The organism is Streptomyces sp. NRRL F-525, from assembly GCF_000716605.1.
In the GTDB taxonomy this organism is placed as follows: domain Bacteria; phylum Actinomycetota; class Actinomycetes; order Streptomycetales; family Streptomycetaceae; genus Streptomyces.
The window spans coordinates 151,136-175,144 of record NZ_JNXE01000042.1; the positions used below are offsets into that span (position 1 = coordinate 151,136).

Here is a 24,009-nt window from a genome sequence, read left to right on the forward strand (position 1 = left end):
AATCCGGCACATGGCTGCTGCTGTGCGATATCCGCGTCCTCTCCGCCCCGGCGACCGTGTCGGTGTCACGTCTCCGTCCAGCGGGGTCCCGGACGCGCTGCGCAAGCGCCTCGATGTCGCGATCCGGGAGGTCGAGGCGCGCGGGTACGAGGTCGTCGTCGGCCGGTGCATGGACGGGACGGGCCATGTCAGCGCCCCGGCCGGTGAACGGGCCGCCGAGCTGACGGACATGCTCACCGACCCCGGCATCCGGGCCGTGGTCCCGCCGTGGGGCGGGGAGACCGCGATCGACCTGGTGCCGTTGCTCGACTTCGGGCGGATCGGGCGCGCCGAACCGACCTGGGTGGTCGGCTACTCGGACATCTCGACCCTGCTGACGCCGCTGACCCTGCTGACCGGGACCGCGACCGTGCACGGCAACTCCCTTATGGAGACGCCCTATCGGGCGCCCGAGGGGCTGCTGTCCTGGCTCGACATCGTCGCGGCGCCGCAGGGCGAGCCGTTCACGCAGACCCCGCCGGGCCGCCATCGGAGCCCGGGCCGGGACGACTTCGCGGGTCACCCGGAGGTCCGGGACCTCACCCTCGACACCCCGGGGCGCTGGACCCGCCTCGACGGTGACGGTGACGTCGACATCGAGGGCCGGCTGATCGGCGGCTGCGTCGAGACGCTGGCCAATCTCGCCGGGACGCCGTACCTGGACGTCGCCGCCTTCGCGCGGAGCGCGGCCCCCGAGGGGCTGCTCGTGTATGTCGAGGCCTGCGAGGACAACGCGTTCACCATCTGCCGGAACCTGCACGGCATGCGGCTGGCCGGGTTCTTCGACGCGGCGAACGCCGTGCTCGTCGGCCGGACCCACGCGCCCGACAGCCCCACGCTCACCCAGCACGAGGCCGTCATGGACGCGCTCGGACCGCTGGGCGTGCCGGTGGTCGCCGATGTCGAGTGCGGTCATGTCCCGCCGTATCTGCCGCTCGTGAACGGAGCGCGCGGCCGGGTCGTCCACACGGCCGCGCGCTCCGAACTCGTCCAGACCCTGGACTGACATCTCATACGGCGGCCGGGTCGGCCTTCCGGTTCCTGCCGAGCCCTACGGCCACCAGCACCGCCGCCCCCAACGCGATCGCCGCGTCGATGCCGACGACTGTGTGGACCCCCGACATGAGGTCGCCCGAAGTGGTGGCGAGGACGCCCAGGAGGGGGATGCCGATGGTGATGCCCACCTGCTGGGTGGAGGTGACCAGGCCGGTGGCCAGGCCCTGTTCCTCGTCCGGGACGCCCGAGGTGACGGTGAGGCCGTAGGAGATGATCGCGCCCAGGTGGCACATGCTGGCCAGGGAGACGGCGGCCGTGGCCAACCAGACCGACCAGGTGTGGGTGTTCAGGGCCAGGAGGGCCGCGGTCAGGGCCGCCTGGCCGGTGAGGGAGGCGATCAGGGTGCGGCGGGCGCCGATGCGGCCGATGACCTTCGGGGCGTAGACGCCGGCCACCGCCGAGAGGATGCCCTGGACGCCGAAGACCAGGCCCGTCTCGAAGGACGACAGGTGCAGGATCTCCTGGAGGTACAGGGTCAGGACGAAGACCACCGTCGACATCATCGAGAAGGTGACCAGGCCGCCCAGGTTGCCCCACGCCACCGTGCGGCGGCGCAGCATCGGGAGGGAGACCAGAGGCTGGGGCGTGCGGGACTCGATGTACGTGAAGGCCGTGAGGAGCAGGACGCCCGCGATCAGGGTGACGATGACGTCCGTGCGGGCGAAGCCGTGGTCCGCCGCTGTCGAGAGGGCGTAGATCAGGGACAGAAGTCCCGCGGTGACCGTGATCGCGCCGGGGACGTCCAGGCGCGGGCGGTCCGGGGTGCGGGACTCGGGGAGCAGGGCGGGGGCCAGGGGGAGGACCAGGACCGCGAACAGGGTCAGCAGGGCCATCGTCGAGCGCCAGCCGAACGCGTCGGTCAGGACACCGCCCGCCACCATGCCGACCGTGAAGCCGAGCGAGAGCAGGGTGCCGGAGATGCCGAGCGCGCGGTCGCGGGCCGGGCCCTCGGGGAACGTGGTGGTGAGCAGGCTCATGCCGGTGGGGACGATCGCCGCCGCACCCAGGCCCTGCAGCGCCCGGCCCGTCAGGAACGATGCCGGGTCCCAGGCGAAGGTCGCCAGCAGGGAGGCCGCGCCGAACAGGGTCAGGCCGGTGAGGAACAGCCGGCGGCGGCCGTAGAGGTCGCCGATGCGGCCGAAGAGGAGCAGGAAGCCGCCGGACGGGAGCGCGAACGCGGTGACCGCCCACTGGAGTCCGGACCGGCTCATGCCGAGGTCGGCGCCGAGGGTGGGCAGGGCCACGTTGAGGACGGAGAAGTCCAGGGCGACCATGAACTGGGCCGCGCAGAGGACGAAGAGGGTGAGCTTGTCGCGGGTCGAGAGGCGGGGTTCGCCGAGGGGTTCGTGGACGGGAGTGGTGGTGTCGGTCGCCATGTGTCGAGCTTCCCGGCGCCGGAATAGCCGTGGGGAGCCGCAAGTTGTGCTGGTGGTGGCACCACCAGGCAGCACGAGGGGGATGTGTACGTGGCTGAGGATGCCCTGAAGAGTCGTCGGCTGAGCGAACTGCGCGAGTTCCTGATGAGCCGCCGGGCCCGGGTCTCCCCGGCCGAGGCGGGGCTTCCGGGCGGTGGGGCGCGGCGCCGTACGCCCGGGCTGCGGCGCGAGGAGGTCGCCGTGCTCGCGGGGGTGGGCGCGTCCTGGTACCAGTGGCTGGAGCAGGGGCGGGACATCTCCGTGTCGCCGCAGGTCCTCGACTCCGTCGCCCGGGTGCTGCGGCTCAGCAACGCCGAGCGGCGGCATCTGTACGCGCTGGCCGGGCTGAACCCGCCCGCGCCTGAGCCCGCGGCCGATCACGGCTGTGAGGGCATACGGCGGCTGATCGACGCGTGGATGCCGTTCCCCGCGCACATCATGGACCGGTACTACAACTGCGTGATGTACAACGAGGCGGCGGGCTGGGTGCTGGGCCTGCGGCCCGAGAACACCCAGAACTGCCTCGTCGACTTCTTCACCGACCCGCTCTACCGGGCGCGTTCGCAGAGCTGGGAGCGGAACGCGCGGACCGTCGTCGCGCAGTTCCGGGCGATGTGCGCGGACCGGCCCGATGATGAGGGGCTGCAGGCGGTGCTGGCCGAAGTGACCGCCGTGAGCCAGGAGTTCACGGAGTTGTGGGAGCGGCGGGACATCCTGGACGCGGGGGTGGTCCGCAAGGAGCTGGACCATCCGCTGGTCGGCCTGCTGTGCGTCGAGTCGACGGCGTTGCGGGTGCCGGCGCGGCCCGATCTCACGATCGTGCTGCACACGCCGTTGGACGAGGCGAACACGGTGGGGAAGCTGGAGTGGCTGGCCTCTCCGGAGGGGCGGCGCGGGGCGATGTACCCCGTGGCGGGGTGAGGGTCCTTGTCGGTCCTCGTCCTGGTCCTTCGTATGCTCTGGTCATGACCGACAGCAGCGCGCTTGACCCCGAGGACCGCAAGATCGTCACCCTGGCCCGTTCGGCTCGGGCCCGCAACGGTGTGCCGGAGGGCGCGGCCGTGCGGGACGAGACGGGGCGGACGTATGTCGCCGGGACGGTCGCCCTTCCCTCGCTGGAGCTGAGCGCGTTGCGGACGGCGGTGGCCATGGCGGTGGCTTCCGGGGCGAAGTCGCTGGAGGCGGCGGCGGTCGTCACGGAGGCGGAGTCCGTGGCAGCGGAGGATCTGGCGGCTGTACGGGATCTGGGTGGGGCGGGGACGCCGGTGCACGTGGCTTCGCCGGACGGGGTTGTCCGGCTGACGGTCGTTGCTGGCTGAGGTGGTGCTGGGGGCTGCGCCCCCAGACCCCCATCGGCCCTGAAGGGGCCTCGTCCTCAAACGCCGGACGGGCTGGATTGTGTCGACCGGTGCTTCAACAGTCCCCGTGTCCGGAAGTAACCCGTCCGGATTTCGCCCTTGCTCTCCCCCCGCCTCCCGCGCATCAATGGAACCGTAAGTTCCGACGGACCGTCAGATTCTCGCTCGCGTGGCGCACCGCACCGCGTTCGTGAGGGGTTTCCGAGGTGGTTGTCCGTCCGTCCCCACATGGCATTCCCAGACACGGGAAGGGAACCAGACCCATGAAAGGCAAGCTGAGAAGCAAGCGGATCGGTACCGGTGCGGCACTGGTGACGGGGGTCCTCGCGGCCGCCTCGCTGGCGTTCGCGCCCAGCGCGCTCGCCGTCACTCCCCAGACGGCGACGATCACCGCGGACTGCGGCATCTTCGGCGGAGGCGCGGCAACGCTCACCGCCACGCAGGACGGCACCGCGGCCACGGTCACCATCACCTCCTCCATCACGGCGCCGCTCGCCCTGTCGCAGGACTCCATCTCCTCCACCTTCACGTTCGAGAACGCGAGCGGTGGCACCACCGTCTTCAGCGGCACGAAGAACCCGGCCATGGCGACCGGCGACGCCGTCACCGTCGGTCCGCTCGACGGGACCGTGGCCTCCGGCGACAGCCTGGAGGCGTACGGCGGCTCGCTGCAGATGACGATCTTCGGGATCGCCGTCACGTGCACCGCCACCGGGCCGCAGTCACCGGGTCCGTTCGTGTTCGACTGAGAATTCCCCCCACGGGCTCAACTGGGCCGTCGGTTCCCGCTGTTGGCGGGAACTGACGGCCCATCAGTTTGTTTGGGTGTGTCCATTGACTTCTCACGCGATCCCCACATCAATGCCCCCTGTGGGCGCGGACGAGCCGCTGTGCCCACCGTCCTCAGGAGGGGGCACAGCCATGGCTACGACATTCCGAAGACGCCGTTGGGCGTCGTTGCTCGGGGTGACCGCGCTCGCGGTCGCCACGGGCGGTGCGCTGGCCTGTCCGGCCGGTGCGTCCACGAACGTGGACTTCGCCACGCACTGCATCCCGCCAGCGGTCGCGGGCATCCCGCCGATCGACGGCACCACGACCGCCGCGATCACGGTGGACAACACCGCGCCGAAGGTCGGCGACACCGTCACCGTGACCTACACGGTGGTCAAGCCCGCCGCCAGCAACCCCACCGCGATCGCGCTGCCGGCCGACATCATGACGCCCACCGGGAAGGTCACTCTCGGCGGTGCCCAGACCGGCAGCGTCACGGTGGCCGGGCCCAAGAAGAACGACCCGGTGCCCGGCAACGGCGCCTTCCCGTCGTTCTCCATGACCGGCACCTTCACGGTCACCACCCCGGGCGCGATCACCCTCTCGCCCGGCGACTACAACATCCACACCAGCTACATCCTGGAGCTGGACACCCCCTGCACGGTGACGAACCCGCCGGCCCCGGTCTCCGAGACCGTCACCGCGACCGCCACCGTGCCGGTCAACACCCGTGCGATCAGCCTGGGTTCGGCCTCCGGGAACGCCGGTGACAGTGTCACCGTGACCGGCAGCAACTTCACCCCGGGTGCCACCGTGACCCTGGCCGGGCGGTCCGGAACCGCCCAGACCGCGGACACGGCGACCGTCACGGCGAGCAGCAGCGGCACGATCAGTGGTTCGCTCGTCGTCAACGACAAGACGACCACCGGTGTCGTGGCCTACGAGGGCAGTGCGTGGAGCGCTGACCTCGGTGCCGGACCGGCCGCCTACGTCGTCAACGACACCACGCCCGTTCCGCCGGGGAGTCAGAAGCTGACGACCACCGTCAAGGCGGGCACGCTGTCCATGGCGCAGGCCGGGGACGCCGTCGGTCTCTCCGCCGTCGACTTCGGCAAGGGCGGTGCCTCCACGGGCGCCCTCAACACGGTGACGGTCCAGGACTTCCGCGGCGGACCCGCGGGCTGGTCCCTGACCGGCAAGGTCACCGACTTCACCGGTCCCGGCGCCAAGATCGATGCCGGGGCGCTGAGTTGGACACCCGCCTGCGTCACCAAGGCGGGCAGCCCGAGCACCTGCGCGGCCGGTTCGGCGGGCACGGTGGGCAGTTCGGGAGCGACGCTCGCGTCCACGCCCGACGGCACCGTCACCGGCGGCCAGTTCACCGTCGACGCCGGACTCTCCCTGAACGTACCGGCGTTCACGCCTCCGGGCTCGTACTCCGGCGTGCTCACGCTGACGCTCACCTGACCGTCCGCCTCACCTCCGGTGGCCGGGCGCCCGCACCCGCCCGACCGCCACACACCTCGTCCGTGGGGGTCCGCACCCATGCGCAAGCTGTACGTCCTCCTCCTGAGCCTCTGCCTCGGCCTCTGCTCCGGCGTGTTCGCCGCGCCCTCCGCCTCCGCGGCCGACAACGGCAGTTGGTCCGTCTACCCGGCCGCCTCGCAGGTCGCCGCGCGGCCGTACTTCTATCTCTCCGCCGATCCCGGCCAGACCATCCAGGACAAGGTGGTCGTCGCCAACAAGACGGCGAAGCCGCTGACCTTCCGGCTGTACGCGGCCGACGCCTACAACACCGCGCGTGACGGCGGGTTCGCCGTGCGGACCGTGACGGAGACGATGCGCGGGGTGGGGGCCTGGGCCAAGCCCGCCAAGTCGCGGGTAACTGTGCCCGCCCACAAGACAGTTACCGTGCCGTTCACGCTTCACGTGCCCGAAGGGGCCGAACCGGGCGACCACCCGGGCGCGTTGGTCGCCCTCGACGAACGCGTCGACAAGGGGGACGGCTCCCTCGCGCTCGGCGTGCAGCGGGCCGTCGGCGCCCGCGTCTACCTCCGGGTGAGCGGGCCGACGCTGCCCGCGCTCGCCGTGGAACACGTCCATGTGTCCCATCACCAGCCGCTGGTACCGGGGTTGGGGGACAGCGACGCCACGATCTCCTACACGCTGCACAACACCGGGAACGTCACCCTCGATCCGAAGGTGACGCTCAAGGCGCAGGGGTTGTTCGGCCGTACGTTGCTGACACGCGGACTGACCAGGATCCCCGCCGAGTTGCTGCCGGGGCAGCGCGTGAAGCTGAGCGAGCCGTGGAAGGGGTCGCCCCAACTCGACTGGGGGGACATCACGTTGACCGCGAGCGCGCCGGGCACGAAGCAGTCGGCGAGCGCGTCGTTCTTCGCGCTGCCGTGGCTCGCGGCGGCGCTGCTGCTCGCGGTCGGGTTCGTCGGGGGAGTGCTCGCGGTCAGAGCGCGTCGGGGCCGCGTTCGCCCGTCCGAACCCGTACGACCGTCTCGACCGGGATCGACCACACCTTCCCGTCCCCGATCTTCCCCGTCTGCGCGGCCTTGACGACCGCGTCGATCACGGCGTCCGAGTCCGCGTCGTCGACGACGACCTCGATCCGCACCTTCGGGACGAGGTCGACGCGGTACTCGGCGCCGCGGTACACCTCGGTGTGGCCGCGCTGCCGGCCGTAGCCGCTGGCCTCGGTGACGGTCAGGCCGTGCACGCCGAGCTCCTGGAGCGCCGTCTTGACCTCGTCGAGGCGGTACGGCTTGACGATCGCGGTGATGAGCTTCATGCCTGGGTGCTGACCTTCTGAGCGGAGGGGAGGGTGGCGCCGACCGGGGCTCCGTGGCCCAGGACGCCGTGATCGTATGCGCTCTCGGCGTGCACCGTAAGGTCAAGACCGGTCCGCTCCTCCTCCTCGCTCGCCCGCAGCCCCATCGCCTTGTCGAGCAGCTTCCCGATGCCGTACGTCACGAGGAACGCGTACGCCCCTACGGCGACCACGGCCACCAGCTGCTTGCCGAGCTGGGCGAGCCCGCCGCCGTAGAGGAGGCCGTCGGTGTCGCCGGTCAGTTCGGTGGTGGCGAAGACGCCGATCAGGAGGGTGCCGATGATGCCGCCGACCAGGTGGACGCCGACGACGTCGAGGGAGTCGTCGTAGTTCAGCTTGAACTTCCAGCCGACCGCGTACGAGCAGACGGCACCGGCGGCCAGGCCGACGACCAGCGCGCCGAGCAGCGAGACCGAGCCGCAGGACGGGGTGATCGCGACCAGGCCGGCGACCGCGCCCGAGGCCGCGCCCAGGGTGGTGGGGTGGCCGTCGCGCTTCTGCTCCACGAAGAGCCAGCCGAGGAGGCCGGTGCAGCCGGCGGTGAGGGTGTTGAGGAAGGCCGCGGCGGCGAGGCCGTTGGCGCCGAGCGCGGAGCCCGCGTTGAAGCCGAACCAGCCGAACCAGAGCAGGCCCGCGCCCAGCATCACCATGGGGAGGTTGTGCGGGCGCATGGCGTCTTTCTTGAAGCCGAGGCGCGGGCCGACCACCAGGCACAGGGCCAGGCCCGAGGCGCCGGACGTGATCTCCACGGGCAGGCCGCCCGCGAAGTCGAGGGCGCCGAGGTGCGCCGCGATCCAGCCGCCCGGGCCCCAGACCCAGTGCGCGACGGGAACGTATACGAGGAGTGCCCAGACGGGTACGAAGACCAGCCAGGCCCCGAACCGGACCCGGTCCGCGACCGCGCCGCTGATCAGCGCGGCCGTGATGATCGCGAAGGTGAGCTGGAAGGTGGCGAAGAGGAGGGTGGGGACGGTGCCGTGGACGCTGTCGGGGCCCAGGTTGGCCATGCCGGCGTGCTTCAGGCCGCCGATGAGGCCGCCGCCGACATCGTCGCCGAACGCGAGGGAGTATCCGGCGGTCAGCCAGACCACCGTGACCAGGGCGATCGACACGAAGCTCATCATCAGCATGTTGAGGACGCTCTTCGTGCGGACCATGCCGCCGTAGAAGAGGGCCAGGCCCGGGGTCATCAGCAGGACGAGGGCGGTGGCGGCGAGCAGCCAGGCGGTGTCGCCGGTGTCGACGTGTGCGGCGGCCAGTGCGGTGGCTTGAGTGGCGGCTTCGGTGGCGGCGAGGGTCACGGTCGTCTCCAACGGTGTGGGGGCTCGTCAGAGGGTCACCGGCCCGGGTTTCCGGTTGTGCACGGGGGTGTTTCCGTGACGTTTCGTTGCAGTGGGGTTTCCGAAAGCTCACCGTGCCGGGCTCGGGTGGACTGTTGTGCGGCGGGAGCTTGTGGATCAGGGACAATGGGCGCCATGAGCGTTCGTACCCCGTCATCCAAGCCGTCCGAGGCCCCTCACCGCGCCGGCTTCGCCTGCTTCGTGGGCCGCCCCAACGCGGGCAAGTCCACCCTTACGAATGCTCTGGTCGGCCAGAAGGTGGCGATCACCGCCAACCAGCCGCAGACCACGCGGCACACGGTGCGCGGCATCGTCCACCGGCCGGACGCGCAGCTGATCCTGGTGGACACGCCTGGGCTGCACAAGCCGCGCACGTTGCTCGGGCAGCGGCTGAACGACATCGTCCGTACGACGTGGGCCGAGGTCGACGTCATCGGTTTCTGCCTCCCGGCGAACGAGAAGCTCGGCCCGGGTGACCGTTTCATCGCCAAGGAACTCGCGTCCATCAAGAAGACGCCGAAGATCGCGATCGTCACGAAGACCGACCTGGTCGACTCCAAGACGCTTGCCGAGCAGTTGATCGCCATTGATCAGCTGGGCAAGGAGCTGGGGTTCGAGTGGGCGGAGATCGTGCCGGTGTCGGCGGTCGCGGACCAGCAGGTGGATCTGCTGGCCGATCTGCTGATTCCGCTGCTGCCGGAGGGGCCGGCCCTTTACCCCGAGGGTGACCTCACCGATGAGCCCGAGCAGGTCATGATCGCGGAGTTGATCCGGGAGGCCGCGCTGGAGGGGGTTCGGGACGAACTGCCGCACTCCATCGCCGTCGTGGTCGAGGAGATGCTGCCTCGCGAGGACCGGCCCGCCGACAAGCCGCTCCTCGACATCCACGCCTTTGTCTACATCGAGCGGCCCAGCCAGAAGGGCATCATCATCGGGCCGAAGGGCGCGCGGCTGAAGCAGGTCGGTATCAAGTCGCGTAAGCAGATCGAGGCGTTGCTCGGTACGCCGGTGTTTCTCGACCTGCATGTGAAGGTCGCGAAGGACTGGCAGCGGGATCCTCGGCAGTTGCGGAAGCTGGGCTTCTAGAGGGGGAGTTGGGGGTTCTGAGGGTTTTTCTCGCCCCCGCCGCCCCTACCCGTCCCATCCTCCAGGGGCGTTGCCCCTTCGACCCCGCCTCGGGGGCCAGCCCCCGGACCCCCGCTCCTCAGACGCCGGAGGGGCTGGGTGTGAGGGGCTGGATTTTCGGCGCGGCCGGTCATGCCGGCGCGGCTGGGTTCTCTCGGAGGGGCTGGGATTCTGGCGCCGGGCCGGGGTTTCGTCGACCGGAACTTTCTAGTGCCGGTCCGCACCATCCAGCCCGTCCGGCGTTTGAGGACGAGGCCCCTTCAGGGCCGATGGGGGTCTGGGGGCGTAGCACCCAGGGGCGTGGGGGACATGTCCTGGAGGCCGATCACCCTTAGCAGTTGCAGGCGTTCGTACGACTCCGTGCCGGGGCGGGCCGTGTGGATGATCAGGAGGTGGTGGGCGTCCTGGTTCAGGAGGATTTCGCAGTCCAGCTCTATGAGGCCTACCAGGGGGTGGCGGAACCGCTTCGTGGACTGGCGCCGTACCGCCACCTCGTGTTCCTCCCACAGCCTCGCGAACTCCTCGCTGGACGACCGGAGTTCGGCCACCAGCGCGGCCGGCTCGGGGTCGTCGGGGCGGGCCGCGGCCACTGCCCGCAGGTTCGCCACGTGGGAGCGCGCGTGGTCCGGGACGTCCTCCGGGGGGAACATCTCCCGTGCCGTCGGGTTCAGGAAGAAACGGCGGAGCAGGTTGCGGTCCTGGGGCGGGCGTGCGAACACGTCGCCGGTCAGCGCCCGCGACATCGCGTTCTGCGCGATCATCTCGCCGCAGTCGCTCGACACGTGCGCCGGGGTGTCGTGCAGCCGGTCCAGGACCAGGAGGAGGCCCGGCTGCAGGTGCCCGGAGGCGCCCCGGCGCGGCGGCTCCTCGCCCGTCAGGTGGAACAGGTGGTCGCGCTCGTCCTCCGTGAGCCGTAGCGCCCGCGCCAGCGCCGTCAGCATCTGACGGGACGGGTGCGGCCCGCGGGCCTGTTCCAGGCGTGTGTAGTAGTCCACGGACATGCCCGTCAGCTGGGCCACCTCCTCGCGGCGCAGCCCGGGCGTACGGCGGCGGGGGCCGGACGTGAGGCCCACGTCGGCGGGGTCCAGGCGGGCCCGGCCGCGGCGCAGGAAGTCGGCGAGTTCGGCTCGGTTCACGCTTCCAGGGTGCGGCAGTCCGCCCGGCTTATCCAGGGAGTGCCGATCCCCTGATCGGAAGGTCTCTCCCGGTACCGGCCCGCCTGCCCAAAGCTGGTCGGAGACGAGAGGAGCACAACATGTTGACACTGGTGACAGGCTCGACAGGCCAGGTCGGACGCCGCTTCGTACCGAGGCTGCTGGCGCAGTCGAGGCCGGACGAGCGGGTGCGGGTGCTGGTACGGGACGCGGCCCGCGGCGAACGGTTCGCCGACCTGGGCGCCGAGGTCGTACTCGGCGATCTGCGCGACGAGGACGCCCTCGGCAAGGCGGTCGCCGGCGTGGACGCGGTCGTGAACGTCGCCGCGTCCTTCCGCGGCGTACCGGACGAGGAGGCCTGGGCCGTCAACCACGAAGCGGCGGTAGCCCTCGGCCACGCCGCCCTGACCTCCGGCGTACGGCGCTTCGTCCAGGTCAGCACGGGGCTCGTGTACGGCACCGGGCGGGGCCGCCCCATGACCGAGGAGGACGAGAGCCGCCCCGGCGGCCGTATGTGGGGCGCCTACCCCGACGCGAAGGCGACGGCGGAACGGGAACTCCTCGCGCTCGACGACATGGACGTACGAGTCGCCCGACTGCCCTTCGTCTACGGCGAGGGCGACCCCCACCTCGCCAACTCCCTCCAGTGGGCGGCACATTGGGCCTCGAACCAACGCCTCCACATGGGCCACCACGCGGACGTCGCCCAGGGCCTCCTCCGCATCCTGCACACCCCGGGAATCGCCGGCCGGATCTACAACATCGCCGACGACGCCCCGGTCACCGCGGTCGAACTCCACCTGCTCAACGGCGTCGAGATCCCCGCCGAACTCCACGAACACACCGACCCCGACCCGTGGTTGGGCATCATGTCCACCGAGCGGATCCGCCGTGAGTTGGGCTACCGCCCGCTGTTCCCGACGGCCTGGTCGGCACGGGACGCAGGGGTGCTCTGACCCACCTCAGTCCACCCCCCGAATCCGCCGAACCAACAACGCCCCCACCATCCCGATCACCGCGGACACCAGATACAGCACCCGGTACCCGCCCAGATACGTCACGATCGGCGCCGCGAGTGCGGGCGCCGCCACCTGCGGCAACGCGTTCGCCACGTTGATGACGCCGAGGTCCTTGCCGCGGTCCAGGGCCTTCGGGAGAACGTCCGTCATCAGGGCGAAGTCGACCGACGTGAAGACGCCGAAGCCGATGCCCAGGACCGCCGCCGCGGTGATCGCACCCGGCCAGGTCTGCCAGCCCGCGAGGACCGCCGTCGCCACCGCCATCAGCACGCCGGACCAGATCACGAACGGCTTGCGGCGGCCGACGCGGTCCGACCAGACCCCGCCCACCACCACCGTGGCCAGGAGCGTCAGCCCGTTCACCGCCGTGAGGATCAGGACACCCTGGTCGGGGTCGTGGTAGTGCAGGCGGTCCCGCAGGTAATACAACAGATACAGCAGTACCAGCGCGTTGCTCAGGTTGATCAGGAAGCGGGTCAGCCACGCCCAGCCCAGGTCGGGATAGCGGCGCGGGCTCAGCCAGAAGCCCTTGAAGAAGCCTTGCCAGGACCACACCGGCCGTTCCGTGGGCGGGAGTTGGAGATCCTTGTAGCGGAGCACGTACGGCAGCACGCCCACCGCCGTGAACACCGCGCACGCCACATAGCCCGCCCCGATGCCCCCGGCCGCCGTCGCCAGCCCCGTACCGCCCACCACGCCCAGGATCTGCGCGGCACCCAACCAGCCGCCCACAGAACCCCGTTGGAGGCGCGGGACGCGGTCGGGGACGGCGGCGGTCACCGCCGCGAAGGCCGCGTTCAGGGTGAGTTGGACCAGGCACCAGCCCAGCGCCATCGTCCAGACCCCGCCAGCGCCCGCGAGTAGCAGCAACGACAGCGCCCCGCCCGCCGCCCCGCCCACGATCCACGGCGTACGGCGGCCCCACCGCGCCGTCGTCCGGTCGGACAGCGCGCCGAAGAGCGGATTGGCGACCAGCGACACCAGCGCGCCCGCGCCCGTCACCCACGCCAGCATCGACTCCTTGGACATACCGGTGCCCGGCGCGAAGTCCTTCGCCTGCGACGCCAGCAGGATCTGCAGCGGGCCGTACCAGCCCACCCAGATCGCCCCGTTGGCGAGCGAGAGCGCGGACGTCCAGCCCCGGCCCACGCGTTCGACGGGTTCGGCCAGGGCGAGCGCCGAAGTGGCCGTGGCGGGAGCCGGGTTGCCGTCGTCCACTGAACTCCCCGTCGTCGTCATCTCTGCGCCCGCAGCATGCCCTGGAACCAGCCGTACGACGCCTTCGGAGTGCGTGCCTGTGTGTCGTAGTCCACGTGTACGAGGCCGAAGCGGCGCTCGTAGCCCTCCGCCCACTCGAAGTTGTCGAGGAGTGACCACACGAAGTACCCGCGTACGTCCACGCCCGCCTCCAACGCCCCGTGCAGCGCCCGGACATGGCCGTCGAGGTAGGCGATCCGGTCCTGGTCGTCGATGCCGTCGTAGGAGCAGCCGTTCTCGGTGATGACGACGGGCGGGAGGCGGTCGCCGTAGCGGTCGCGGAAGGTGGTGAGGAGTTCCGTCAGGCCCTCGGGGACCACCGGCCAGCCGAAGTCCGTCACCGGGACGCCCTCGATCTCCCGTACCGAGAAGGGGAGTTCGGCGGGGAGCGTCAGGCCGCCGAACTCGATCTCCGCGCCCTGGGGTGCCCCGACCCGGCTCGGCGCGTAGTAGTTGATCCCGTACCAGTCGATGGGTTCGGAGATCACCTTCAGGTCGGACTCGACGTCGCCCGGCATCAACTCGCCCAGGCCGGACGGGTATTCGCCCAGCAGGAGGGGGTCGGCGAACAGGCGGTTGAGGAGCAGGTCGTAGAAGTTCGCCGCCTCTATGTCCTCCGGCTCCTGTGACGCCGGCCAAGTGGGGCCGTGGGAGTTGGCGATCCCGATGTCGGTGGCACCGGCCGCGCGCAGGGCCCGTACCGCCAGGCCGTGCGCCAGGAGTTGGTGGTGGGCGACCGGGAGCGCGTCGAACAGGAGCGTCTTGCCGGGGGCGTGGGCGCCCAGCGCGTGGCCCAACAGGGTGTGTTCCGCAGGCTCGTTGAGGGTGATCCACTTCTTCACGCGGTCGCCCAGGCGGTCGGCGACCACCGACACGTACTCCGCGAAGTGGGCGGCCGTGTCCCGGTCCAACCAGTCCCGCGTCACCGGGAGATCCCAGTGGAACAGGGTCGGGACCGGGCGTACGCCCGCCGCGCACAGGTCGTCGACGAGGCGGTCGTAGAAGTCGAGGCCGCCGGGGGAGTTCACCCGCGGCCAGGAGATCGAGAAGCGGTACGCGTCCACGCCCAGGTCGGCCAGGAGGGCCACGTCCTCGCGGTGGCGGTGGTAGTGGTCGCAGGCCACCGCCGCCGTCGAGCCGTCCTTGATCCGGCCCGGCTCGGCCTCGAACCTGTCCCAGACGGACGGTTCGCGTTCGTCCGCAGCGCCCTCGATCTGATGGGCCGAAGTCGAGACGCCCCAGAGGAATCCGGCCGGGAACCGAGGGATCGGGTTGCCTGCATCAATCGCCATGCGCCGGATCATCGGTACCGGCGGTAACGGGTGTCAACGGGCGGGCGTGAACAAGCAGTTACGCCCCACCCGTCGACACCCGTTCAGGCGCCTTCCTTCAACACCCTTGAGATCAGCTCCCGTTGATCGTCGGTGAGCCGGGGGTCGGCCGTGTGCACCGTCTTCCCGTCCACCGTGATCTCGTAGTGGAAGCCGTCCGGGACCCCCGTCGTGGGCGCGCTGTGCCCGGCGGCGACCGCCCGTTCGGCCAGCGCGTGCCACTCGTGGGCATCGGGCCGCGTCGAGGTGTCGACCTCGCCGCGGCGCTGGATACCGCCGAACCCGCCCGTGCGTCGTACCTGAATACGCATGGGCCCTGTCTAGTACGGATACGGGTCCGGCGCGACCGTCGCGACTACGAGGTCGGGACCCCGACCTGCTCCCACGCCTTCGTCACGGCCTGCAACTCCTCGCCGCCGTCCCCGAACCGCGTCTTCGCGGCGGCCACCGTGAGCTTCGCGAAGTCCGCGAACAGGGCGTCCTTCTTGAGTTCGCCGCCGGTGAGGACGTCGTACCAGATCTGGCCCGCCTTCTCCCAGGCGTGCCCGCCGATGGCGTCCGCGACCAGGTAGAAGGCGTGGTTGGGGATGCCGGAGTTGATGTGGACGCCGCCGTTGTCGCTGCCGGTGTTGACGAAGTCGTCCATCGTCGCGGGCTGCGGGTCCTTGCCGAGGGCGTCGTCGTCGTAGGCCGTGCCCGGGGCCTTCATGGAGCGCAGGGCGACGCCCGAGACGCGCGGGGCGAGCAGGCCCGCGCCGATCAGCCAGTCGGCGTCGGCGGCGGTCTGGCCGAGCGTGTACTGCTTGATGAGCGAGCCGAAGACGTCGGAGATGGACTCGTTGAGCGCGCCGGACTGGCCGAAGTAGGTCAGGTTCGCGGTGTACTGCGTGACGCCGTGGGTGAGTTCGTGGCCGATGACGTCGACCGGGATGGTGAAGTCGAGGAACAGCTCGCCGTCGCCGTCGCCGAACACCATCTGCTCGCCGTTCCAGAACGCGTTGTCGTACTTCACGTCGTAGTGGACGGACGCGTTGAGCGGCAGGCCCTGGCCGTCGATGGAGTGGCGGTTGAAGGCGTTGAGGTACAGCTCGAAGGTGGCGCCGAGCCCGGCGAAGGCGCGGTTGACGGTGGCGTCCTTGCCGGGGTCGGAGCCCTCGGCGCGCACCTTCTTCCCCGGCAGGTCCTGCTTGTGCTTCGCGTCGTAGATCGTCCGCTGCGGCTTGTCGGACGCGACCGGCGCGGCGATCGACGGGGCGCCGATGACGGTGGTCAGCCGGCGGTGGGTGCGCTCGTAGGCGTCGCGCTCCAGGGTCTCGCGGGCGGGACCGGAGAGCGCGGGGTCCTCGTGCTGGGCGAGCTTGTCGAGGACATGCGGCGGGACGATCGTGCAGAAGACGGGCTCGAAGCCCCCGTGAGTCGTCATGGTCGGCACCCTGGCACCGAGTGACGTGGATGTCACTACCGGCAACCTTGATTGGTGGAAAACGCGGACATTCATCACAGTCTCGTAGCGGAGAGTGGTATACGACGGCGAATATCCCGCATAGTGATACGGCCCCCCGCACGGCGTACGACTCGGCTACTCTGCTGAGCATCATGCGTATCGGGCTGCTTCTCCTTAGCTGCCGCGGCGAGGGCCTGTAGTCGTAGGCCGACCCCCTCCCCGCGGAGTCTGGCGTTGCGCCGTCGGCCGTCCTTCAGGACACCACGAGGAGCCCCCGCATCATGGCAAGCAGCCGCGTCAATCGCCAGCAGCCCAGTTCCATGCCGATCCACAAGTACGGCCAGTACGAGCAGGTCGACATCCCCGACCGCACCTGGCCCCAGCAGCGGATCACCACAGCCCCCCGCTGGCTCTCCACCGACCTGCGTGACGGCAACCAGGCCCTGATCGACCCCATGTCACCGGCGCGCAAGCGTGCGATGTTCGACCTGCTGGTCAAGATGGGCTACAAGGAGATCGAGGTCGGCTTCCCGGCCTCCGGCCAGACCGACTTCGACTTCGTGCGCTCGATCATCGAGGAAGACGGCGCGATCCCGGACGACGTCACCATCTCCGTGCTGACGCAGGCCCGCGAGGACCTGATCGAGCGGACCGTGGAGTCCCTGAAGGGTGCCAAGCGCGCGACCCTGCACCTCTACAACGCGACCGCGCCCGTCTTCCGCCGTGTGGTCTTCCGCGGCTCCAAGGACGACATCAAGCAGATCGCCGTCGACGGCACGCGCCTGGTGATGGAGTACGCCGAGAAGCTGCTGGGTCCCGAGACCGAGTTCGGGTACCAGTACTCGCCGGAGATCTTCACGGACACCGAGCTGGACTTCGCGCTGGAGGTCTGCGAGGCGGTCATGGACGTCTGGCAGCCCGGCCCGGACCGCGAGATCATCCTCAACCTGCCTGCCACCGTTGAGCGTTCGACCCCCTCGACCCACGCCGACCGCTTCGAGTGGATGGGCCGTCACCTGTCCCGCCGCGAGCACGTGGTGCTGTCGATCCACCCGCACAACGACCGCGGTACGGCCGTCGCCGCCGCCGAGCTGGCGCTGATGGCCGGCGCCGACCGCGTCGAGGGCTGCCTGTTCGGCCAGGGCGAGCGCACCGGCAACGTCGACCTGGTCACCCTGGGCATGAACCTCTTCTCCCAGGGCGTCGACCCGCAGATCGACTTCTCGAACATCGACGAGATCCGTCGTACGTGGGAGTACTGCAACCAGATGGAGGTCCACCCGCGCCACCCGTACGTGGGCGACCTGGTCTACACGTCCTTCTCCGGCTCCCACCAGGACGCCATCAAGAAGGGCTTCGACGCGATGGAGGCCGACGCGGCCGCCAAGGGCGTCACCGTCGACGACATCGAGTGGGCGGTCCCGTACCTGCCGATCGACCCGAAGGACGTCGGCCGGTCCTACGAGGCCGTCATCCGGGTCAACTCGCAGTCGGGCAAGGGCGGTATCGCGTACGTCCTGAAGAACGACCACAAGCTGGACCTGCCGCGCCGGATGCAGATCGAGTTCTCCAAGCTCATTCAGGCCAAGACGGACGCCGAGGGCGGCGAGGTCACCCCGAAGCAGATCTGGGCGACCTTCGAGGACGAGTACCTGCCCAACCCGGACAACGCCTGGGGCCGTATCCAGGTGAAGAACGGCCAGTCGACCACCGACACCGACGGCGTGGACACGCTCAAGGTCGAGGCCACCGTCGACGGCGTCGACACCGTCCTGACCGGTTCCGGCAACGGCCCGATCTCCGCGTTCTTCGACGCCCTGGGGTCCGTCGGCATCGACGTACGGCTCCTGGACTACCAGGAGCACACGATGAGCGAGGGAGCCTCCGCGCAGGCCGCCTCGTACATCGAATGCGCGATCGACGACAAGATCCTGTGGGGAATCGGCATTGACGCGAATACGACACGTGCGTCCCTGAAGGCGGTCGTCTCGGCCGTCAACCGCGCTACCCGCTGAACCATCCTGACCGGCGGTTTACTCGTCGCAGAAGGGCCCCGTACGCCGGTCTCCGGCGGGCGGGGCCCCGTCGTTTCCCGGCCAATCCGTGTGCAGGTCACGGAGAGGTCTCGTCCGGGGTACTGACTCCGGCTCGACAATGTGGCTAACATCACGCCAGCGCGGCGATGTTGCCGCGGCGTTACGGAGGTGCGACGTGCTGCCTGAACGGGGACGAGACGGCCGAGTGGTCCACGAGGGCCGAGCGGCGCGCGTGCTGGGCATCCGTACCGCGTGGACCAGCGTCGGAGACGGCGAGTTCTTCTGCCCCGGATGCGGGGGCGACCGCAACTACCAGCGGCTCACCGGGCGCCGCCGCTTCACCCTGCTCGGCATGCCGGTGCTGCCGCGCGGTGACACCGGCCCGGTCGTCGAGTGCGCGGCCTGCCAGGGCCACTACGGCACCGACGTCCTCGACCACCCCACCACGAGCCGCTTCTCCGCGATGCTCCGCGACGCCGTCCACACGGTCGCCCTCGCGGTCCTCGCGGCGGGCGGCAGCTGCGCCCGTACGTCCCTGGAGGCCGCCGCGGGCACCGTGCGCGCCGCCGGCTTCCAGGAGTGCACGGAGGAACAGCTCGGCGCCCTCGTCGAGGCCCTGGCCGCCGACACCGGCCGCGTCTTCGGCGAACCCAGCGGAGCGGGCCTCGCCATAGAACTCCACGAGGCCCTCGACCCCCTGGCCCCGCACCTCGCCCCCGCCGGCCGCGAATCGATCCTCCTCCAGGGCGCCCGCATCGCCCTCGCGGACGGCCCCTACACCCCGGCGGAACGCGACGCCTTGGCGACCGTGGGCGCGGCCCTCACCATCTGCTCGGACGACGTGACACGGCTGCTGGCGGCGGCGCGGACGCCGTCGTAGGCGGACCCGCTCCCCGGCCCTCCTCCCTCGGCACGGACACTCGTCCGGCCGAACTCCCCGATGCGGTCCGCCGCGTGTCTCGCCGCGTGCCTCGACGCGCGGGAACGTCGGGTGATCGCTGTGAAAGACGCACGTCAGGCGTGTCATGGGCGAGTTGGGGCGTGGTGGCCGGGACAGGTGGTGCCGGTGGCGTGCGCGTCGTGGGGCGCGCGTCCGGGCCGGTGACTCCGGGGAGGCTGTGACGGACAGGTCGGCGTCGTCCCGCGAGGGCGACCTCCGTAAGGGAGAGCGATGACCATCCTGAGCCGCACGCTTCTCGTAGCAGCAGTACTGGTTGCCCCGATCACCTTCGCCGCGAACGCCTCCGCGCGCTCCGGCTGCACGTCGTCCGTGCCGTATGTCTCCGGGGACGGCGGCTACGACACCTACCGCATCCCGGCGACCGTCGTCACCGGCCAGGGCACCGTCCTCGCCTTCGCCGAGGGACGCCACAACAGCGCGGGCGACACCGGCCACATCGACGTCGTCCTCCGGCGCTCCACCGACGGCGGCTGCACGTGGGGCCCGTTGGCGGTGGTGGCCGCGGGGGACGGGGACACCCGGGGCAACCCCGCCCCCGTAGTCGACCCGCGCACCGGCGCGATCGTGCTCGTCACCTCCTACAACAGCGGCGCCGTCACCGAGGGCCAGATCATGCGGGGCGAGGTCACGGCGGAACAGAGCCGCCGGGTGTTCGTGCAGCGCAGCTGGGACGACGGCCGCACCTTCACGGCTCCTCGGGACATCACGGGGGAGGTGAAGCCGCCGAGTTGGCGGTGGTACGCGACGGGGCCCGGTCACGCGGTCGCGCTGACGCGGGGCCCGCATGCGGGGCGCCTGGTCATCCCGGCCAACCACTCCGCCGCGCCTGCCGCCGGGTCCACCGACACCGGCCAGGAGGCGAAGTACTACGGAGGGCACGACCTGTACAGCGACGACGGGGGTGAGACGTGGCGGGTGGGGTTCGTGGACTCCACGTACGACGGGATCGACAACGCGAACGAGTCGTCCGCGGCCGAACTCCCCGACGGGCGGCTGTACTTCAGCTCGCGGGATCAGCTGGGCACGAGTGTGGGGAACCGGCTCGACACGTACTCCAGTGACGGGGGCGTGAGTCTCGACCGGCCTTACGCGGTCCAGCACACGCTGGACGACGTGCCGGTGGTGGAGGGGAGCGTTCTCCAACTGCCGGGCGAGGGGGCTCCGTTGTTGTTCTCGGCGCCGTCTGTTCCCAACGCGCGGCAGGGGATGGCTGTTTGGCGGAGTGCGGACGGCGGGGGGAGCTTTGTGAAGGCGGTGACGTTGTCGGGGGAGTGGGCGGGGTATTCGGATCTGGTGGGGATGGGCGGGGGCGTGGTGGGGGTGCTTTATGAGACGGGGGCGGTGAGTGCGTACGACACGATCGAGTTCCGGCGCGTGGGAGTGGCCGAGCTGAGTGGGGCGTGACCGTCCCTGGGGGTTCCGCCCCCAGACCCAGGGCTGTTTCAAAGTCCCTTGATCGTGGCGTAGTTGCTACCCGCGCCGCATGCGGGAAGTCCAGGTCCTCGACGGTCAGCACCTGAACCACCCGTGTCTCCTTGCGGCCGTGGCCCTCGCTGCGGTCGTAGAACTTCGCCGTAGCCCGCTCCCGGGGCAGCGTGCGCAGACGCTCGTGCGACGCGGGCCGGTTCTTCTCCACGGTGAACGCGTAGTGCGCCCCCTTCGTCCTGGCGAGGAAGACCGCGTGGCCGCGCTGGGTGTCAGCCAGAAGCACTGAACGCCTAAAACGGGCGTGAAGGATCGGCGCCGCCAACCGTAATGCCCATGGTGAACTGCTTAGTTCCCGGATGGCTGGGTGACGACGATCCGCCAGATCACCGAATTGGCCGCTGAGAACTTCCACGCCAGTTCGTGCATCTTGGCGTGCGGTATCTCGGCGGTGAACACGCCGCTCCCGTCACCGCACTGAGACCCGATGAGGGACTTTCCAGCTGCGATTACGTTGAACTTGGAGGGACCGGCGCATGTCCACATCACCGTGACGGATGAGGCTTTCCCCGCGGATGCCGGAAGCGTTACGCCGCCCGCGCCATGCCCCGACCCCGTGTACAACGTCTTCGACCCAACAGGGAGTGACGACTGGACCGGATTGGGAAGGCGGTCCGGGCTCGTCGGGGTCTGCGCCGGAGAAGGGGTCGCATCGGACCCCGTCGTCGCTTTCGCCGGTGCCGACGTCGACCCGTGGGTGGCGGTCGCCTGTGAGTGAGAGCCGCCGGAACAGGCCGACACCAGAGCCAGAGCCGACAGGGATGCGGCCAGCAGGGAGCGCTTCATCAGGTCGTCCTCAGCTCACGAGTGGGCGATGTAGGGCGAGAGCGCCGGGAGCTTGGCGGTCCCGTGATTCGAGACGATCCACTTGCAGCCACCGTTGTAAGAACCGCGCTCCCAGTTGAAGGAGTATCCCTTCGAACCAAGGGCAAGCCATCCATCCGCCTGGTTCGCCGGAACTTTCCACGCCCCACCCAGGGTGACGGTGGTGGTCTTGGCGTAGGAGATCGAGCCGCTGATGGTCTCCTCGGCGGACGCGAAGAGGATCCCCTCGCTGAACTTGGCCGCGTACGTGACGGTGCCGGTCCAGGTGTGGCCCTTGGCCACCGAGACCGAGAGCAAAATGCCGGACTGTCCGTAGACGGTCTTGGTCTTGTCACCGACGAACGTGCTCTTGACTTTGGAGAAGGAGAAGCCCGGGTCGGCCGGGCAGCCGTCCGGGTGGACCGTACTGTCGACGTCGGCGTCGGCCGGCGCCTGAGGGATCGGGTTCCCGTCCTGGTCTGCATTGTCAGGATTGGCCGTCGTCGGGGTGTCCACCGCAAAGGCAGTGCCCGCCCCTCCCCCTCCTACAGCCAGAAAGGCGGTCAGCACAGCGGCTGTCCATGCGCGAGTCAGCGTGGCGTTCATTGGTTCCCTCCGTTTCGCCCCCTCCGGGAGCGACATGGACAGAACAATCATCGAATGCCTAGGTGATCGTCAAGAAAAATCGAACATTCTGAGCGAGACTTGAGCTTGGCGATTGACTCGTGGCTACTTTTCACTCCACGCCCCCTGGCGGGTAAGTAAGAAAATCCCCCACGCCTTCGGCACGAATCGACCACGCACGCGTGGGAATATTGCCTTTTCCATTCCCTCTTTACCTGAACAAGGAAATCGAAGGATTGATCCTTGGTTATCTGATGATGGCTACGCAGTCGATCGTGACCTGGTGAACGCCGCAGCCTTGAGCACCGCATCGGCCCGGACCATGCCCCTCCGGCCACGCACCTTGTGGTACATCCACCAAACCGTTGACTCCGCCCCTTGCGGGCCCACTGCCCGATCGCCGCATACGAACGCGCTCCCGCCACCACGGCCGAGGCGGCGATCAACAGCACCGCCAGGAATGGGTGACGTACGCCCCGGCGACGGCGCGGGTCCGGCAGCCCGACCAGCCGTTCCGCCAGCGACAACCCCGAACACCCCGGCAGCGCAGGTGGCTTGACGAGGCAGACGGTGGCAGACCGACGACACGTCGAGGCTCCGGTTCTGAACGGCGACCGGCAAGGCCATCCGTCCACAACGGGAGCCTCGATCCGTCCGCGTCATGCATCCCGCTGAGGTGCCTCGAGCAGGTCGAGCCCCTCCGCTGTTCCGTCCGGAAGGCGTCCCGCCGACTCCAGTCGCCGAAGACGCTCAGGAAGACAGGGTTGTTGTCGAACCAGCTCGTCGGTGAAGGCTCTCAGCTCGGGATCGGTCAGGTCCTCCGTCCGGAGTCGGGCGAGCAAGTGCGCCGACGCAGCGACCGCGCTTTCCGGAGCGAGCTGGTAGGCAGCTTGCGTAGCCGAAACGTCGGCGTACCTGCCTTGCTTGTCGAGCGCTGAAGTGAGGAATCTGTGAGCCCGCTCGATCCGCACAAGGTGCAGCAGTTGCACGACAGCGTCCGGATGGCAGTCGACACGCAAGTCCACCGGCCGGTATTCCGGATCGCTGTGGAATGTCCTGACGAAGGCCGACATGCGCCCACGCACATCGCCACCCAGCACGTCTGCGTGGTGCGCCGACTGGACGAGTCGGGAAGCCAACGACATCTGGGGGTCGAGCGACCGGAAGTAATCGGTCACCACGACGGGAAGGGAGTCAACCGCCATGAGGTTCGCGGCACAGCAGATGTTCTGCTCGCAAGCAGCCCCGGCGAACGCCTCCGTGTCCGAGCCGGTGAACGCGAAGGTGTCGCCGCTGGTCGATAGTCCAGCCACCTGACCGGATTCGAAACCAGGTGTTCGGCTCAGCTCGGCAACGGCATCGGGCCACGCGTCCGAAGCGAGGTTCGGAAGCAGACGAGATGCCCACGCCGGATCGCCGAGCGCCTGCACGGCGACAAGTCCGTATGTGTGGGAGTGGTGCACAATTCCGGCTCCGACGGCAAGCCCAAAGCTGAACGAGGCAACCCCTAACTCCCCGGTTTGCGGGTCCGCCGCGAGAATCGTGAACGTCACACACCTTCCCCCTTGCAAGAATCGAGCAGAGACCTCGTCGCCGTAGCCGAGGCCCTGGTGATGATGGGTGCGGCTTCAAAAACACTCACCACGCCCAGCTTCATTGTCAAGGCTGTGGCCCGCGTCTGGGGTTCCCCCGGCGTGTGGGAGGTGCTGATCGGCTGGGCAGGGCGAGTTGACGGGGCAGGGCTGTTGCCCGGAAGGTCCACACCGGGCACGGCCCGGAGAACATGGCCACCTTGCGCCCACCCACCACCCGTTTACGACGGGTTAATAGGTGAACCCAAAAACGCCCGAGACGGGTGGGCGGGCGGGAAAGGCAGTTACAGCAACGCCGTTCACGCCGAAACTCCCCGACGCTGCAGAGGTTCACCTTCCAGCCCACCGTAAACGGG

The 24,009-nt window shown here is 69.6% G+C and carries 22 protein-coding genes; 11 read left to right on the plus strand and 11 right to left on the minus strand.

Annotated features, from left to right (window positions below; genetic code table 11):
• The first annotated feature begins 10 nt into the window (after positions 1-10).
• Positions 11-1,045 (plus strand): S66 family peptidase, encoded by a 1,035-nt coding sequence (locus OO69_RS40630; RefSeq protein WP_033285962.1) that lies wholly within the window; start codon positions 11-13, stop codon positions 1,043-1,045.
• Between the two features lie 4 nt (positions 1,046-1,049).
• Here OO69_RS40630 and OO69_RS40635 read toward each other — a convergent pair whose 3' ends face one another.
• The gene (locus OO69_RS40635) at positions 1,050-2,471 is read right to left on the minus strand and encodes an MFS transporter (RefSeq protein ID WP_033285963.1); all 1,422 of its coding nucleotides are present in this window, start codon (positions 2,469-2,471) and stop codon (positions 1,050-1,052) included.
• Positions 2,472-2,615: 144 nt separating this feature from the next.
• On the opposite strand from OO69_RS40635, the gene OO69_RS40640 reads away from it, so the two are divergent.
• From OO69_RS40640 to OO69_RS40660, 5 genes are all read left to right on the plus strand, one after another.
• Positions 2,616-3,431, plus strand: a complete 816-nt coding sequence (locus OO69_RS40640; protein WP_051801588.1) for a helix-turn-helix transcriptional regulator — start codon at positions 2,616-2,618, stop codon at positions 3,429-3,431.
• A gap of 44 nt (positions 3,432-3,475) precedes the next feature.
• Complete coding sequence (locus tag OO69_RS40645) at positions 3,476-3,829, plus strand: cytidine deaminase (protein ID WP_033285964.1); 354 nt, start codon at positions 3,476-3,478, stop codon at positions 3,827-3,829.
• Between the two features lie 302 nt (positions 3,830-4,131).
• Complete coding sequence (locus OO69_RS40650; RefSeq protein ID WP_033285965.1) at positions 4,132-4,617, plus strand: hypothetical protein; 486 nt, start codon at positions 4,132-4,134, stop codon at positions 4,615-4,617.
• Positions 4,618-4,789: 172 nt separating this feature from the next.
• A complete protein-coding gene (locus OO69_RS40655; protein WP_051801579.1) occupies positions 4,790-6,106 on the plus strand; it encodes a beta-xylosidase in 1,317 nt (438 codons plus the stop codon).
• A gap of 78 nt (positions 6,107-6,184) precedes the next feature.
• Complete coding sequence (locus tag OO69_RS40660; RefSeq protein ID WP_033285967.1) at positions 6,185-7,210, plus strand: WxL protein peptidoglycan domain-containing protein; 1,026 nt, start codon at positions 6,185-6,187, stop codon at positions 7,208-7,210.
• Here the strand turns inward: OO69_RS40660 and OO69_RS40665 are convergent.
• Both OO69_RS40665 and OO69_RS40670 read right to left on the minus strand, forming a co-directional pair.
• Positions 7,104-7,442 (minus strand): P-II family nitrogen regulator, encoded by a 339-nt coding sequence (locus OO69_RS40665; protein ID WP_033285968.1) that lies wholly within the window; start codon positions 7,440-7,442, stop codon positions 7,104-7,106. The genes OO69_RS40660 and OO69_RS40665 overlap by 107 nt on opposite strands.
• Positions 7,439-8,794 (minus strand): ammonium transporter, encoded by a 1,356-nt coding sequence (locus OO69_RS40670; protein WP_051801580.1) that lies wholly within the window; start codon positions 8,792-8,794, stop codon positions 7,439-7,441. Before OO69_RS40670 ends, OO69_RS40665 begins: the two co-directional genes overlap by 4 nt.
• A 153-nt stretch (positions 8,795-8,947) precedes the next feature.
• Between OO69_RS40670 and era the strand changes: the two genes are divergently transcribed.
• Positions 8,948-9,907 carry a GTPase Era gene (gene era, locus OO69_RS40675; RefSeq protein WP_199811129.1) on the plus strand — a complete coding sequence of 320 codons (960 nt, stop codon included), beginning with the start codon at positions 8,948-8,950 and terminating at the stop codon, positions 9,905-9,907.
• 299 nt (positions 9,908-10,206) lie between these two features.
• On the opposite strand, the gene OO69_RS40680 is transcribed toward era, so the two are convergent.
• Positions 10,207-11,082 (minus strand): helix-turn-helix transcriptional regulator, encoded by an 876-nt coding sequence (locus OO69_RS40680; RefSeq protein ID WP_033285969.1) that lies wholly within the window; start codon positions 11,080-11,082, stop codon positions 10,207-10,209.
• A 119-nt stretch (positions 11,083-11,201) separates the two neighbouring features.
• Between OO69_RS40680 and OO69_RS40685 the strand changes: the two genes are divergently transcribed.
• Positions 11,202-12,056, plus strand: a complete 855-nt coding sequence (locus OO69_RS40685; protein WP_033285970.1) for an NAD-dependent epimerase/dehydratase family protein — start codon at positions 11,202-11,204, stop codon at positions 12,054-12,056.
• 6 nt (positions 12,057-12,062) lie between these two features.
• On the opposite strand, the gene OO69_RS40690 is transcribed toward OO69_RS40685, so the two are convergent.
• The 4 genes from OO69_RS40690 to OO69_RS40705 all read right to left on the minus strand — a co-directional run bounded on the left by OO69_RS40690 (position 12,063) and on the right by OO69_RS40705 (position 16,130).
• Entirely contained in the window at positions 12,063-13,358 is a 1,296-nt protein-coding gene (locus tag OO69_RS40690) for an MFS transporter (RefSeq protein ID WP_051801581.1), read from the minus strand.
• Positions 13,355-14,680, minus strand: a complete 1,326-nt coding sequence (locus OO69_RS40695) for a GH1 family beta-glucosidase (protein ID WP_033285971.1) — start codon at positions 14,678-14,680, stop codon at positions 13,355-13,357. The genes OO69_RS40690 and OO69_RS40695 overlap by 4 nt, the downstream gene beginning before the upstream one ends.
• Positions 14,681-14,751: 71 nt before the next feature.
• Positions 14,752-15,018: a protealysin inhibitor emfourin gene (locus tag OO69_RS40700; protein WP_033285972.1), complete on the minus strand. Its 267-nt coding sequence runs from the start codon at positions 15,016-15,018 to the stop codon at positions 14,752-14,754.
• A 44-nt stretch (positions 15,019-15,062) separates the two neighbouring features.
• Positions 15,063-16,130, minus strand: coding sequence for a M4 family metallopeptidase (locus OO69_RS40705; protein WP_033285973.1), 1,068 nt, complete (start codon positions 16,128-16,130; stop codon positions 15,063-15,065).
• A 302-nt stretch (positions 16,131-16,432) separates the two neighbouring features.
• On the opposite strand from OO69_RS40705, the gene leuA reads away from it, so the two are divergent.
• The 3 genes from leuA (at position 16,433) to OO69_RS40720 (ending at position 20,552) form a co-directional block, all read left to right on the plus strand.
• Positions 16,433-18,166 (plus strand): 2-isopropylmalate synthase, encoded by a 1,734-nt coding sequence (leuA, locus tag OO69_RS40710; RefSeq protein WP_051801582.1) that lies wholly within the window; start codon positions 16,433-16,435, stop codon positions 18,164-18,166.
• 196 nt (positions 18,167-18,362) lie between these two features.
• Complete coding sequence (locus OO69_RS40715; RefSeq protein WP_033285974.1) at positions 18,363-19,067, plus strand: TerB family tellurite resistance protein; 705 nt, start codon at positions 18,363-18,365, stop codon at positions 19,065-19,067.
• A gap of 291 nt (positions 19,068-19,358) precedes the next feature.
• Positions 19,359-20,552 (plus strand): sialidase family protein, encoded by a 1,194-nt coding sequence (locus tag OO69_RS40720; RefSeq protein WP_033285975.1) that lies wholly within the window; start codon positions 19,359-19,361, stop codon positions 20,550-20,552.
• Positions 20,553-21,434: 882 nt separating this feature from the next.
• Here OO69_RS40720 and OO69_RS40725 read toward each other — a convergent pair.
• From OO69_RS40725 to OO69_RS40730, 3 genes are read right to left on the minus strand one after another with little or no spacing between them, the layout of a single operon-like run.
• A complete protein-coding gene (locus OO69_RS40725; protein ID WP_158713479.1) occupies positions 21,435-22,043 on the minus strand; it encodes a hypothetical protein in 609 nt (202 codons plus the stop codon).
• A 47-nt stretch (positions 22,044-22,090) separates the two neighbouring features.
• The gene (locus tag OO69_RS50855; RefSeq protein WP_234444660.1) at positions 22,091-22,696 is read right to left on the minus strand and encodes a transposase family protein; all 606 of its coding nucleotides are present in this window, start codon (positions 22,694-22,696) and stop codon (positions 22,091-22,093) included.
• Positions 22,697-22,720: 24 nt separating this feature from the next.
• Complete coding sequence (locus OO69_RS40730; RefSeq protein ID WP_033285977.1) at positions 22,721-23,614, minus strand: DUF1028 domain-containing protein; 894 nt, start codon at positions 23,612-23,614, stop codon at positions 22,721-22,723.
• Positions 23,615-24,009: the final 395 nt, after the last annotated feature.

Excerpts from the sequence above, each read along its gene's own strand:
- OO69_RS40705 (WP_033285973.1), bottom strand. The coding sequence starts at position 16,130 with ATGACGACTCACGGGGGCTTCGAGCCCGTCTTCTGCACGATCGTCCCG.
- leuA (WP_051801582.1), top strand. The coding sequence starts at position 16,433 with ATGGCAAGCAGCCGCGTCAATCGCCAGCAGCCCAGTTCCATGCCGATC.
- OO69_RS40720 (WP_033285975.1), top strand. The coding sequence starts at position 19,359 with ATGACCATCCTGAGCCGCACGCTTCTCGTAGCAGCAGTACTGGTTGCC.
- OO69_RS40650 (WP_033285965.1), top strand. The coding sequence starts at position 4,132 with ATGAAAGGCAAGCTGAGAAGCAAGCGGATCGGTACCGGTGCGGCACTG.
- OO69_RS40635 (WP_033285963.1), bottom strand. The coding sequence starts at position 2,471 with ATGGCGACCGACACCACCACTCCCGTCCACGAACCCCTCGGCGAACCC.
- OO69_RS40655 (WP_051801579.1), top strand. The coding sequence starts at position 4,790 with ATGGCTACGACATTCCGAAGACGCCGTTGGGCGTCGTTGCTCGGGGTG.
- OO69_RS40640 (WP_051801588.1), top strand. The coding sequence starts at position 2,616 with ATGAGCCGCCGGGCCCGGGTCTCCCCGGCCGAGGCGGGGCTTCCGGGC.
- OO69_RS40645 (WP_033285964.1), top strand. The coding sequence starts at position 3,476 with ATGACCGACAGCAGCGCGCTTGACCCCGAGGACCGCAAGATCGTCACC.
- OO69_RS40660 (WP_033285967.1), top strand. The coding sequence starts at position 6,185 with ATGCGCAAGCTGTACGTCCTCCTCCTGAGCCTCTGCCTCGGCCTCTGC.
- OO69_RS40690 (WP_051801581.1), bottom strand. The coding sequence starts at position 13,358 with ATGACGACGACGGGGAGTTCAGTGGACGACGGCAACCCGGCTCCCGCC.
- OO69_RS40685 (WP_033285970.1), top strand. The coding sequence starts at position 11,202 with ATGTTGACACTGGTGACAGGCTCGACAGGCCAGGTCGGACGCCGCTTC.
- OO69_RS40725 (WP_158713479.1), bottom strand. The coding sequence starts at position 22,043 with ATGAACGCCACGCTGACTCGCGCATGGACAGCCGCTGTGCTGACCGCC.
- OO69_RS40700 (WP_033285972.1), bottom strand. The coding sequence starts at position 15,018 with ATGCGTATTCAGGTACGACGCACGGGCGGGTTCGGCGGTATCCAGCGC.
- OO69_RS40695 (WP_033285971.1), bottom strand. The coding sequence starts at position 14,680 with ATGATCCGGCGCATGGCGATTGATGCAGGCAACCCGATCCCTCGGTTC.
- OO69_RS40630 (WP_033285962.1), top strand. The coding sequence starts at position 11 with ATGGCTGCTGCTGTGCGATATCCGCGTCCTCTCCGCCCCGGCGACCGT.
- era (WP_199811129.1), top strand. The coding sequence starts at position 8,948 with ATGGGCGCCATGAGCGTTCGTACCCCGTCATCCAAGCCGTCCGAGGCC.
- OO69_RS40665 (WP_033285968.1), bottom strand. The coding sequence starts at position 7,442 with ATGAAGCTCATCACCGCGATCGTCAAGCCGTACCGCCTCGACGAGGTC.